Annotated in this window: 10 protein-coding genes; 1 reads left to right on the forward strand and 9 read right to left on the reverse strand. The window is 57.5% G+C overall.

Annotation, left to right across the window (positions count from 1 at the left end; genetic code table 11):
- Positions 1 to 948 (forward strand): DUF1853 family protein, encoded by a 948-nt coding sequence (locus tag ACP7CJ_RS25330; RefSeq protein ID WP_426102563.1) that lies wholly within the window; start codon positions 1 to 3, stop codon positions 946 to 948.
- A gap of 32 nt (positions 949 to 980) precedes the next feature.
- Here ACP7CJ_RS25330 and ACP7CJ_RS25335 read toward each other — a convergent pair whose 3' ends face one another.
- The 9 genes from ACP7CJ_RS25335 to ACP7CJ_RS25375 all read right to left on the reverse strand — a co-directional run.
- Complete coding sequence (locus ACP7CJ_RS25335; RefSeq protein WP_426102581.1) at positions 981 to 4,022, reverse strand: ImcF-related family protein; 3,042 nt, start codon at positions 4,020 to 4,022, stop codon at positions 981 to 983.
- A gap of 260 nt (positions 4,023 to 4,282) precedes the next feature.
- Positions 4,283 to 5,443 carry a hypothetical protein gene (locus ACP7CJ_RS25340; protein ID WP_426102565.1) on the reverse strand — a complete coding sequence of 387 codons (1,161 nt, stop codon included), beginning with the start codon at positions 5,441 to 5,443 and terminating at the stop codon, positions 4,283 to 4,285.
- A gap of 2 nt (positions 5,444 to 5,445) precedes the next feature.
- Entirely contained in the window at positions 5,446 to 5,799 is a 354-nt protein-coding gene (locus ACP7CJ_RS25345) for a PAAR domain-containing protein (protein ID WP_426102567.1), read from the reverse strand.
- Positions 5,800 to 5,855: 56 nt separating this feature from the next.
- The gene (locus tag ACP7CJ_RS25350; RefSeq protein ID WP_426102569.1) at positions 5,856 to 6,221 is read right to left on the reverse strand and encodes a YceK/YidQ family lipoprotein; all 366 of its coding nucleotides are present in this window, start codon (positions 6,219 to 6,221) and stop codon (positions 5,856 to 5,858) included.
- 116 nt (positions 6,222 to 6,337) lie between these two features.
- A complete protein-coding gene (locus tag ACP7CJ_RS25355) occupies positions 6,338 to 7,120 on the reverse strand; it encodes a hypothetical protein (RefSeq protein ID WP_276193313.1) in 783 nt (260 codons plus the stop codon).
- Positions 7,121 to 7,345: 225 nt separating this feature from the next.
- Entirely contained in the window at positions 7,346 to 9,439 is a 2,094-nt protein-coding gene (locus ACP7CJ_RS25360) for a lipase family protein (protein WP_426102571.1), read from the reverse strand.
- A gap of 227 nt (positions 9,440 to 9,666) precedes the next feature.
- Complete coding sequence (locus ACP7CJ_RS25365; protein ID WP_247403693.1) at positions 9,667 to 10,038, reverse strand: DUF7079 family protein; 372 nt, start codon at positions 10,036 to 10,038, stop codon at positions 9,667 to 9,669.
- Entirely contained in the window at positions 10,023 to 10,796 is a 774-nt protein-coding gene (locus ACP7CJ_RS25370) for a hypothetical protein (protein ID WP_426102573.1), read from the reverse strand. Before ACP7CJ_RS25370 ends, ACP7CJ_RS25365 begins: the two co-directional genes overlap by 16 nt.
- A 5-nt stretch (positions 10,797 to 10,801) precedes the next feature.
- The coding region (locus ACP7CJ_RS25375; protein WP_426102575.1) for a DUF2345 domain-containing protein at positions 10,802 to 12,079 on the reverse strand (1,278 nt) is incomplete at its 5' end.

A 12,079-nucleotide genomic window follows, 5' to 3' on the forward strand; every position in this document is an offset into this window, starting at 1 on the left:
ATGACCGTCTTCCCCGACTTGCACAACCTGCCCCGCCAACTGCGCCATCCCGAGGTGCGCGACTTGGCGTGGGTGATGCTCGCCCCGCCCATGCTCGCGCAAACGCCGTGGCCGCAACGCCATCCGCTGGCCGGCAGCGACTGGGTACAGGCGCCCGACCGTCTCGAACACTGGCTGCGGCACTTGGACCAGGACAGCAGCCCCCTGCAGCATTGGCTGAACCTGGCAAGCACCCGGCGCCTGGGCCTTTACTACGAACGCCTGTGGCAGTTCGCGGTGCAGCATGCGCCGGGCGTGGAACTGTTGGCCGCTAATCTGCCGATCCGCCGCGCCGGGCATACCCTGGGTGAACTGGACATGCTGCTGCGCGACGGCGATGGCGTGCATCACTTGGAGCTGGCGATCAAACTCTACCTCGGCCCGCAGGACGGCAACGGCCAGGACACCGCACGGTGGCTGGGGCCGGGTTGTCATGATCGGCTGGATCGCAAGCTGGCGCACCTGGCCCAGCATCAATTGCCGATTTCGGCACGCCCGGAGAGCCACGAGGCGTTGGCGGCGCTGGGCATCGAGCAGTTCGATGCGCACTTGTGGCTCGGCGGCTATTTGCTCTATCCCTGGCCTGGCCAGGCTGAACCGCCCCACGGCGCTCACCCAGAGCATTTACGTGGACGCTGGCTGCATCAGCGTGATTGGCGCGACTTTGTCAGCGTCAGTGCACCCGGTCGCTGGCAGCCCTTGCCCCGGCATGCGTGGCTGGCGCCGGCGCATTACCTGGCAGAAGCGGTGTGGAGCGAAGAACAGATGCAAGGATGGCTGGCGGACCTGGCGCCAATGGCTCCGGCTCAGTTGCTGGTGCGGCTGGTTCAGAACGGCGAGGATTGGGAGGAAGCTGAGCGGCTGTTTCTGGTGGCGGATCTTTGGCCGAATGTGCCGGGCGCTTCCTGACCGGCAAGGAGCCGCCTCACCGACTCCATGGCTCAGCCCTCATTGAGGAATATCTGTTGCGGCAACGCGAAGCTGCGCAGTTTGAGCAACGCCAACGGCCCCGCATCCAATTCGGTGCGCAGGTGCCACGTCAGGTTCAAGCCGTCAGGCGCCTTGAGCGCCAGGCGGTAGCGGCTGTCACCGTCGTCCAACGGCGTGACCTGGGCTTTTTCCAGCAAACGGATCAGGCCCCAGGTGCCGGGGTAGTCGCCAAATAACCGCTCGCCGGCGTGCACGCTGGTCCAGCTGAGGCTCACGCCGGGATAGTCGCTGCGGCCCGGCCAGTTGAAACGCTGCCAGCTTTCTTTCTGGTTGAAGTACTGGTGCCGGTCGCCGTTGAGGATGAAGGTGGTTTGCACCACATCGCGCACGGGTTTGCCTTGCAGTTCAAAGCTCAGTCCCATGCCGCCGTCGGTGTAGAGCACATCGGCCAGGTCGCTCAGTTGATTGATGGCGCTCAGAAACTGCGGGTTGAAGCGCAGGCCCTGGCTGTGGCGTGGATCGGCTACCCAACGGCTGCCGTCCTTGCGCAGCACGCCGCTCAATTGCTGCTGTAGAAACTGTGCGATACGCCCGGAATCCGCGCGGATCATTTGCCCCAACATCGGCAACGAGGCGTCGCTGGTGGTGGCCGCAAAGGGATAGCGGCTGGCGAAAGCAGCGTTCCAATGGCTGACGATCGAGCGCTGCCACTGGCTATTGAGACCGGCAGCGGACGGTTGCAAGACGCGTTGCCAGGCCTGTTCCAATGGCTGCACGAACAGCGTCTGCGCCGCCCCGCCCCACTCCGCGCCCAGGCTCGCAGCCAGCAGGCTGCCGTAGGATTGGGTGTCGGTGAGGTCGATGCTGCGGCCTTGAAAGACGGTTTGCGCCAGAGCCTGGGTCATTTCCAGGGGGTCAGGCGCGGTGCTGATCTGCTGCAATTTCAATCGCACCCGTGTCACGCGGGTGAGGAAGGCCTGGAGACTGAGGCCGTCATTGTTGTTCTTGTCCAGCAGCGCCAATAACGGGCCGAAGGTGGCGTCCAATGGGCCCTTGGATGCGTGGACCAACGGCTCGATCGCCGGGGCCTTATCCTGCCCGATCAGCTTTTGCGCGGACTGTATCAACGAGTCGGCCAGGGCCTGGTTGCGAGTGCCGGCCTGCCCTTGATAGGCCAGCGTGTTCATCAGGGCAATCAGCGGCGATTGGCGTACATCGCTCATCAGCGTCAATTGGTCGATTGACTCATCGAGGCTCGCGGCCTGCTGCCAGCGCAGGCTGTTGAACAGATCCAGCCAGGCGCTGGCGTAGTCCTGGAAGTAGCGCTCAGTGAGCCGTTCGCGGAGCTGGTCCGGGCTCAGGTGGGTGTCGATATCGACGGGTTTGTCGCTGAGCACCCAGTCGATTTCCTCGCGGCGCGCCTCGGCGATCGCATCGATGGCTTGGCGCACCTGGCCCTCCCAGGCCTGACGGGTGAACACGCCGGGCACGCTGGCGTCGGTGGTGAACAGGGCCTGGGCGTCGGTGTCGCCGACCAGTTGGTGCAGGCTCAAGGCCGGGTAGTGATTGGCGGCGTCATCGAGCAGTTGTTGGTACAGGTTGGCCTCGGCATTGCGTTGGCCCAATTGACCGAGCAGGATTTGCCTGACTTGTGCGACCAGCTGCGCGTCGGTGTCGATACGCCACGCCGGGTTTTCAGCCAGGTGCTCGGCGTAGAACTGCCACAGATTGGGCGACAGGGTTTGCCAGAGGCCTGGTGCTATCCCTGCGCGGAAGGGCTCCACGTTGCTCAGGGTTTTGACCAGAAGATTGGCGTCGGCTTTGTCCGGACGCGTCATCATCAGGTAGGCCTTGAGCTGGTCGTAGGCATCGCGGGCGCGTTCGGCGCGCTCGGGATTGTCCGGCGCCAGCTTGACCAGCGCGGTGAGCTGCTGGCGTAAAGCGGCGGCGGCCGGATCACGGATCAGGCGGTTGTTGGCTTCGACGTAACGTGGCCACACCGTTTCAAGCAGCGCTGGGGTTTGATTCAGGCCGAAGCGCTGGTACCACGGAGCGCCGTGTTCGGCGCGGTAATCCAGGCGTGCCAGTTCGCGCATCAGATCGTTGAGTGCGCTGATTTGCTCATCGCTACTGCCCGACTGCTGCAATGCCGCCAACGAACTTTGCACCTGGGCGATTTGCGCACGGTTGCTGACAAACGACAGCAACAATCCGGCGCCCCATAACGTCGCCAAACCCAGCACCAGCGCATAGCCAACACGCGGCACGCTCCAGCCCAGCCGGCGGCCACTGGCGTTATCGCCGAGTACGCCGTGCCACACCGAGGCAACCGACCACTCCTGTTGTTGATCATGCGGCGAGCGCTGTACCGGCAGGCTGAACCACACCCCACGCAACGGCACACCCTGAGCAAAATCGCTGCCCAGAGGCGCCAGCGTATGACGCCAGCGGGCGATGCCCTCGCCCTGTAAATCCCGGGACAGGCGCAGCAGAAAATCATGCTTCATCACACCGTTCATCTGCGCCAAGCCCTCGCGCCGCAAAGGCTCCAGCAAGCGCGTCAGCGCGGTTTCCAATCCCGCCGCCGTGAACCGCTCGGGCAACCGGCAACCCACCGGCTGCGCCTTGCGAGTGTCCTGCGCCCATGTACTGTCGCAGACCTGCCAGAGGTATAACGGCAACTGCCAGTGCAGGTCACGGGCAAGGCGCTGCACCTGGCGTACACCTTTGCCCATCGCGGCATCGTCGGCGGCCTGGGTTGTGTTCAACGCCCAAACCACCCCGTCCAGCGCACGCCTGCGGCTCAGCCCACTCCAGTGCTTAGGGAATGATTGATCCAGCGCGGCCTGGGCACTGCCACCCCACAGCAGGACCGTGCCTTGGCCTTCGAGCCATTGCTGATTAGCCAGAGTGGGGGCGATGGCTTCGATTTCGGTGGGTTCGCCGATGACGAGAAGCAGGCGGGTTTTGCGGCGCCAGAAAATACCGTGGTGGTCACGTAAATGCGCGCGCATCTCTGATACATGAACAATCGGTTGGCGAGGCGAAACCATCTGTGAGTCTGCCGGGGGATAGACCTTATCCGCCCGCCCCTGCTCGCGGTGGTTTTGTCGTTTGAGATGCGCTAATAACCGTGGTGCCAGAAAGCCCACCATTGCAATGGTGATAATCAGCAGAAAAACCAACAGCTTGTGGTAATTCTCAGCTAGCCCGATCTGATCGCCATAACGCCAGATCACCCAGCCCAGCACGGCTACCAGCGTAATGATCCACACTGCTGCCCCCGCGCGGCGCCATGAATTACTCCAAACGTTCATGCCAACTCTCCCGTGGTAATAGTGCTCATCCAGTGCTGCGATTCTTCTCGTGCCAATACCAACAAAGGCTCGCGCTGATGCCGGGATATTTCCACACCCAGCGCAGTTACTAGCCAATGACCGAGCGGGCCCGATAGCCCGCACAGACGTTCCTGAGTCCACTGCCACTCCGCCTTGAGCGAAGCACCATGGGCGCCTGCTACTGCAAGCATTTTTCCGGTCAGTGGCTGCCAGTCGGCGGCGTCGACCAACATGCCGGTTGCCCGGCAAGCGCTCACTTGGGTTTGCAGAAACAACAGTAATTCGCTGTCCAGCGCGTCGATATCCAATGGCATTGGCCGCAACAAACCAGCCGTGATCGGTAGCTCCAAGACGATTGCCAGGCTGTCCGGGCATAGCAGCAAGGCGGCAAGCCCGTCGGAGTACGAGTCATCACCGTGCACCTGGAGCACCAAAATCAACTCAATGGCTGCGATGGCGGCCTTCAACGATTCATCGATCCACCGGTACGACAATTCGCTAGCCAAGGTGAGCGCTATGGGTAGCGGTCGGCTCATCGTGATGGTCCAGGTCTGCTGCCAGGCATCGCGCAAGGCTTCATATTCGCAGGGATCGACATCGCTCAGCAGGGTGACGCGCAGTTCCTGCCCCGTCGGTAACGCATGCAGCGCCGGCACCAATGCCTGAATCAACATCTGCAATCCGGCTTGAGCACGCTCCGAGCCTACAGGCAAAGCCGCAATACGCCGTGCTTGCCCTGTGCGGGGAGGTAAATCAAAGGAACCCTGAGTTAATACACTCGCAGACACCTGATCAGGCAGCAGCACGCAACTGGCAGACACTGCCAGGTAGCGCTGCGCCCAACCCTGCCAGGAACGCTGCGCACTTTGCGCCTCCTCCTCCAGAAACTGGCAATGGCTCAACGCAGTCCCATAGGCATGGGCACGCGCAGCGAACGCCAGGATCCAGACCACCAATGGCGAAGCGGACAATGCCCAAATGTTGAGCGTATTCAGTAACGGCATCCGTTCGGAGGCATGCAGCAAAAACAGCAGCACGCAGACCAGCACCGCCATGAGTGCAGCCAATAGCCAACGACCCAGCACCGGCGGTTTTGGAGCGTCCACCACATGAGGTGCCTGACGATCCCAGCCCATGACTAACCCACCCCACAATCGGGAGCGCTGGAAATCACCTGGCAATCGCACTCACAGCGGCAGCCGTTGACCACCATCGCCCGATCACCCTCAGACCAGTCCGGGCAGCCATCAACAATCTTGTTGACGCCATGCCCCGGCAGCGGGCAACGAACTTTGTCTCCGACCAGTGCTACTCGCTTGCCATTTACGATCATCGTGGATGAGGCCGATATCACTTCTCCACCGTGAGTGGTTTTATCACCCAATAAAAAAAATCCTTGTGACATATATAAAATTTTCCAAAACTCGCCCATTGAAAAACAGGCTTCCATAAAAATGATCAAAATATTCGTTAGAGGATTGATTTCGACCAATAAAAATTAGTTCGCCCCAAAAACGCACTACCTTTTAGCTGGCCAGCGCCCAATCGCTACGTAAACTTTCGCGGACAATTCAGCTCGCCGTTGTCAGCCTCTAATGCACTCACAAGAGTCAACGTGTCGAAAACAAAAGAAAAAGGTAAATCGATAATAGCTAACGGAATAATCAGTCCATTACTCCCTTTGATCAGTGTCCAATCAGTCGCTGCATGAAAATCCAGCTGAACGCCTTGATAAGGGCAAGTCGGGCCATTCATAACTGCCGCCCCTATTGCCGCACAGCCCGAATGCAGTCCGGCAACAAGCCCTAAAAACCCGAACTTTAAGCGCTTCGCACAACCACTTCCCTGACTAACCCTCACAATGTTTTTAAAGCGAGAATGGCCAGCACACGCAATTAAATTCAAATAAACCATCGCAAACACCCAATATAAATACATGACTAAGTTTTATCTAAGGCTCACGTTAGCCGACATCAGGGATAAAACATTAAGCGTTAATCGTAAGGCCTGAACAGAAGGAAACATGCGATTCATCGAGCCTTCTCCGCAGTCAGGCGAATGGATTGCAGTTTCTTGAAGCTTGGGTCACGACCATCAGCCACCACGCTGCCATCGGGGTAGATATAGCGGGTATAACCCTCGCCCTGCACCTTTGGCTCCACCGAATACAATGCATAGTTGGCATGCAGCAGCGGTTCGAAAGTCACCCTCCTAGCGTCGGAGGCCCGATAATACAAATAGATTTCACCCTCACCGAATAGCCACGCGCGCGTTTCATGTCGACCAATGAATTGCTCGTTAACCAAAGGGTAATAGTCTTTACTGATCAGCACGTCACCGTTGACTTCTATCGTTGGCTGAAAAGCAGAACGTTGTTGTGGCAGATGCTTATCGAACATCACGATCACCCCGCCCCCAGGGCCCGCTTTAACATTCTCGCCAAAGTGCGTTGTATTGGCGTAGGTGACGCCAAAAGTCACATTACTCAGTTGCCACTGGCATCGGCTACCGCCATTGATGGGCAACTTGGCCTCATATAGGCCGCTCTGCCCCTGCTGTTGCGGTTGAACCGTAGTGGACAAGTAACCGTCCTCTTCATAAGTGGTCCAGTCTGGCCCGGATCGTTTGATCGGGCATTTCTCCGAGCGGTACATCACCTGCATGGGTTCCGCCGTGAGGTTCTGCGGGACCTTCACCACGACGCTGACCTGTTCCCCGCCCGGTGGCGGTGCCAAGGTCCGGTTCTGGGCGCAACCGTTTAGGCAGAGCAGCAGCAACAAAGCGCCGCTCATGGGGCTTAGGCGAATATTCATAGGCTGTGTTCCTCCGTGATCGCTAGCAGTGCGTCGGGAAACTCGACGGTTATCGCACCTGGGTAACGGGAGGGAGTGGGTTGGCTGTACCCCCCGCTTTCCTCGACTGCCTGGTAGTTCACGTGTTGCACTGGACCCTGCGCAGGGCGGATCAGAATGTTCATGGTTTTATGTGTTCCCTTATGGCTAATGTGTTGGGTGGCTATCGCACCCCGATGCGTAGATTCAGGCTTGGGTGATCTCGATCATCACGCCGAACTCTCGCTCTCGGCAGAAACGCTGCAGGGCTTCAGGGCCGCCTTCCAGGTCTTGAGTCATGCGCAAGGCCATGGGTAACAACTTCTGCAAGGCAAGGAACTGCTCGTTGCGGTGCTTTTCCGCTTCGGGGACGCCCAACCCATGCATCTGCGTCTCGAACTTCGCCCGTTGCGCCTTGCGCTCCAGTGGCCGTTCGGGATCGCTCAACTCCAGCAACTGGTTGTGCAAGAAGGGTAAGTAGGCAGCGACCATCGAGTGATCCATCGGGTTACTGCGGCGAGTGCTACGTTCAGGATTAGTGTGTGACGGAAAGAACCGCGTCAGGCTTTCCCGGCTCATCGAGCGAATGAGGGCCTTCTGCTCTTCACAGGCGAAGCGGCTGAACTCATCGCTCAGGCTGGGCACCAGGTAGAGGCGGGCTCGGTGCGGCAAACGCTTAAGAATGGTGGTGTGGTAAGGCGCGCCCAGGCCTTCTCTACTCCGCTCGACGGGGTTATTTGAGGCCCGCGACTCCACATGCTGGTCAGCGCGGTAGAACATGGCGATTTGGCCGTGATGCCAGTAGGGGTCGCCAAAGCGCACCAGTTTGCCGGCCACCAGTTCACCCACGGACCAGATGTAGCCTAGGTCGTGGCCCAGCGGCCCCAGGGCATCGTAAAGCCAGTTATCCAGTTCCGCCTCGGGTGGCACGCTGGTGATGGTGTCGGCGTCGTTGACATGGCGAAAGTGGGTCACCGTTTTCAGGCGCTCCAGTGCCTTGGCCGTGAAGGTACGGGGCATACCGTAGGTGTAGAGCAGGGGGTTGCGATCTTTCAGCTCGGCGGAGTGGATCAGAGCCAGGGCGCCGCCCAGGCTATGGCCGCAAATGAACAGTTTTCTATTAGCTAACGCTTTCTGAATGTCATCAAAGCGTTGAGAAAACAGCTTCTTAGCCACCTCAAACGCATGCAAAAACCCATAGTGCACACTGCCGACATCCGTCAAAGGCGTACACGCAGACTTCAAGTCGCAGCCGCTGCCATCGGCTGGCATCGGGCGGTACAGCACATCCGTCAGCCAGTCCTTGGGTTCCTGTGTCCCGCGCCAGGCCACAACCACTTGAGTCTGGTTGATGCAATAGAACAACTGGGTGTTTTCGATGATGAGCCGCGGAATCTCGGAGGTGCCCGACGGGCGCTTGGCCTCCAGCGAATCCAGCATAACCGCCGTGGTGTAGCGCTGGTTGAAGGGGACGTCTACCACCAGTGCTGGCAGACGCGTCCCTCCGGAGTCAATCACCACCGGCGTGCGCGACAGGTCCAGGCACTGACGTAAAAAGAACTCCTCCACCGAGCCTGAGACGGTACTGGGATCGGTGCCCGGTCGTTGCTTCAACATGTTCTGGGCGACAATGCTGTAGGACAGGTTGGCCATCAGCCCAAGGTTATAGGCATTGGCCATGCTGTATTCGGGTTGGTGATGCAGAACCAAAGACCAGGCACGGAAGGAGCAAACTTCCAACACGTGACGGCGATTCAGCGCTTCGTACTCAACGGTGAAACCGCTGAATGCCGGGTCCGGGAAGTGAAAGGCCGGAGGCCGCTTCGGGTCCTCCAAAGGCGGATCAAGGGTCGGTAATCGGTCGCATAACTGACCGATACGCAGGTAGTGGTAGCAGTGACCTGCCGCGTGGGCCTGCTTCTCGACGGGCGAGAAACCCGAATGCTGCGGACCATACAGCGGGGTCCGATCTCCGATTACGGGCCGAGGCGGTTCGGCACGCAGGGCACGCAAGCGACGGGTTTGCAGCAGCTCGGCCAAAGGATCGGCCTGCACTTTCAGGGTGATGGGAATCGGGTGCAGCCCCTCAATACGGATCACACCCTGAGCATCGCTGAGCCCCGCACATTCGGGGAAGCACCTCTCCCGGATGGCGTCGTTGATCGCCTGATAGGGCATGTTCGCCAGGGGCGCACCCTGCTCGTCCAGCAACTGGAGTTCGATCCAATGCTGTTTCTGTTTCCCTCCGATGAAATCCTTGCTCGGATTGAGGGTATCCGTGCGGTGCATTGGATCGTTCATATAACCCCTTAAAAATTTATATTCTCTGAGCAATCACCCGATCAATTGAGTCAATCGGGGTAATCGACCCCACACTTCACAACACGCCACCTCGGCCTAAAAACCCATTAATAAAAATGAATATCCTGAATAATAAAAAAACAAATAACCGCTACTCCGACTACTCAATCAAAACAATACCTGGTCGCGACTTATACCCGGCAACACTTAAAGTTCTCAAGTTCGCATTACCCCTCACTTTTGACCCTTTCGATTTCAGCCTTTAGCTCGGCCCACACTTTTGCACTAACAATCCGTATCAGTCGCCCCATCACACCAGATAGACATTTACCGATCACCCCCTGCTCGATCCTCTTCTTGACCAAGGACTCAATATCAGCCACCAACTGCTCCTTATCGAAATACCAGCAAACAGGTGGCACTGGCGCCAGCATATTACTGATGCATACCGGAGCCACTCTCTCAAACAAAGCAAACTCAACCTCCTCAACAGAGTAATTCTTTGCCACCCCTGCAATGTGTTTGTAGTCAACATTGGCATCTACAAATAAATCAGAGAGTGCAGCCCAGAGTTGACGCTGATCTAATTGATTTTCCATTTAGTAAACTCTTCTATTTCATCGTCGAGGGAGTCCGCTAATTTCGAGGCCGCCCAGCCAGAGGCAACCCCGCCCGCCAGCATTAAACCGATTGCACAAAACGGCGCGCCGGGCCCGCACACGGTAGAGACGGCAAAACTCGCCAAGGTAGTTCCTGCAAAACCACCGCTTATCGTAATACCCTGCTTGATCAACTCTTTCTGCTTATTCTCTGCATTCGCGATCTCGTAGGTTGCATAAGCGACCGTCACGACAATCAAAACCTTACCAGAGACTTTTAACACTCGATTTAAAGTATTAAATCCCGTGTTAGGCCTCGCCGAAGACTCTATGATTTCGTAATACATGGCATTTTTTTGCTCAGCATTGAGCGCCGCAAAGTTTTTACCAAATTTTTTGCCGGCTTTTTCGTCCAATAGCTTTTCTAAATCCGGAGAAACAACCTTCCTTTTCTCTGCAATAGCCCGTCCGGGCATTGAGGTTTTCTGCCTGGTTTCCGCCATGATTTTATTTCGTGCTTCGTAGCAGAATTCCGCCGCCTCCTTTATTGACACTTTCCCCGCATTGACTTGCGCCAACACCTGCGCCTTGACTCGCTTAATATTGCTGCTGTAGTTATCACGCTGCCTCGCATCATTTATAAATCCTGAAGAAAACTTGAGCGCTGCCCCCTCAAAACTTTCAAGAGCGCCCTCCAAAGTATCATCGTCAACCTGATGATCTTGTCGAGCCATATAGTTCCGGTAAAAAGCATCCATATTATTTACTCCCCCAGCTCTCGTAGCAGTTTGTCTGCGGTGCTAGGTAAGTCTTCTTGATGCTCCGGGCATTGCACCTCAAACTTGATGCAAGAATTACCCGTAAAAGAATAAAAACTTACTTTGTTTTCACCATCAAACTCGCCCTCCAACACCTCGCCATCATCCATGGCCGCGGTGCATTTTATGCCTTGATAATTTGATTTCGACGGGGCAGAAAAGCTGATCCACTTTTCAGTCTCTGGCAGCTCGATTTTCAAGTTCCCCGGCAGCGCGGTATGAACGCTCATCGTCTTGCCATGCTTGTCGGTTACTCCATTGAATACTTCACCTTGCTGAGTGGTTATCCGGTAGCGGCTGAATCGCAACGCTGCCTGGGCCGCGTCTTTCACGGTGTAGCTAGCCGCGTAACCCGTCGGCAACGGTGACGCTGGAGTATTGAGACTGGTGCTGCCAAACTTTTTTACATCGGTAGCTTTTAGGTAGATGTTGCCAGGCGCTCCCAGCTCTATATCGCCGTCCTTTAAACGGATATAGGCACCGCCACAGTTGAGCACCAGTTCTTGCGGGGCGTTGATTTCTATACGGCCTTCGACGCTTTCGATCTTAACGTCGGTCTTTGCCAACGCATGGAGGTTACTGCCCTGAGCGTGCAGTTCAACTTTGCCTTGAGCCGCCTTGAGTTGCAGGTCGGCACGTTGCGCAAATACGCTCACACCACCTTCGGCGGTTGCGGTGATGTCGTGCCCGGCGCTGATGTCCGTGTTACGTGCGGCCATAATGCCCACGCTCTCCCCTCCGGAAGACAGGCATACGGCTTTAGGACTGAGTACGCCGATACCCGACGGTGCATGTAGCAATACTCCAGGTTGTGCCAATCCCTTGAGTGCCTGAAGTAACTCTAGTTGGCTGTCGGTATCGCTAGACGGCACTCCAGCACTATGAGCAGCCTGTGCCAGGGAGCGCGCCAGAGATAGCGCGCTTTTCAGTTGCTCAATAGCAGCCACCATGTCGAGTTGTTCACCCCGAGCCCGGTTCTGTTCGTCCGCACTGATAAACAAACCTTTCCCCCCACGAATCGCACCCCACCCATCGGTACGCAACTCAAACCCTTCCCCACGCTTTTGTTTCGCAGCATCCACCAAATGCCCCAGGTTCAACTGACTCTTACCACTGTGCTCAGTACTGACCTTGATATGCTCCTGCCCCCGCGTGTCATCCATGCGCAGCTTGTTATTCGCCGGAGTACGCAGCACGTTGCGTTTGTAATTGCGCAAAGTCAC

Source organism: Pseudomonas sp. PSPC3-2, assembly GCF_049897085.1.
GTDB lineage: Bacteria > Pseudomonadota > Gammaproteobacteria > Pseudomonadales > Pseudomonadaceae > Aquipseudomonas > Aquipseudomonas paraveronii.

Excerpts from the sequence above, each read along its gene's own strand:
- ACP7CJ_RS25330 (WP_426102563.1), top strand. The coding sequence starts at position 1 with ATGACCGTCTTCCCCGACTTGCACAACCTGCCCCGCCAACTGCGCCAT.
- ACP7CJ_RS25335 (WP_426102581.1), bottom strand. The coding sequence starts at position 4,022 with ATGGTTTCGCCTCGCCAACCGATTGTTCATGTATCAGAGATGCGCGCG.
- ACP7CJ_RS25340 (WP_426102565.1), bottom strand. The coding sequence starts at position 5,443 with ATGGGCTGGGATCGTCAGGCACCTCATGTGGTGGACGCTCCAAAACCG.
- ACP7CJ_RS25350 (WP_426102569.1), bottom strand. The coding sequence starts at position 6,221 with ATGGTTTATTTGAATTTAATTGCGTGTGCTGGCCATTCTCGCTTTAAA.
- ACP7CJ_RS25355 (WP_276193313.1), bottom strand. The coding sequence starts at position 7,120 with ATGAATATTCGCCTAAGCCCCATGAGCGGCGCTTTGTTGCTGCTGCTC.
- ACP7CJ_RS25360 (WP_426102571.1), bottom strand. The coding sequence starts at position 9,439 with ATGAACGATCCAATGCACCGCACGGATACCCTCAATCCGAGCAAGGAT.
- ACP7CJ_RS25365 (WP_247403693.1), bottom strand. The coding sequence starts at position 10,038 with ATGGAAAATCAATTAGATCAGCGTCAACTCTGGGCTGCACTCTCTGAT.
- ACP7CJ_RS25370 (WP_426102573.1), bottom strand. The coding sequence starts at position 10,796 with ATGGATGCTTTTTACCGGAACTATATGGCTCGACAAGATCATCAGGTT.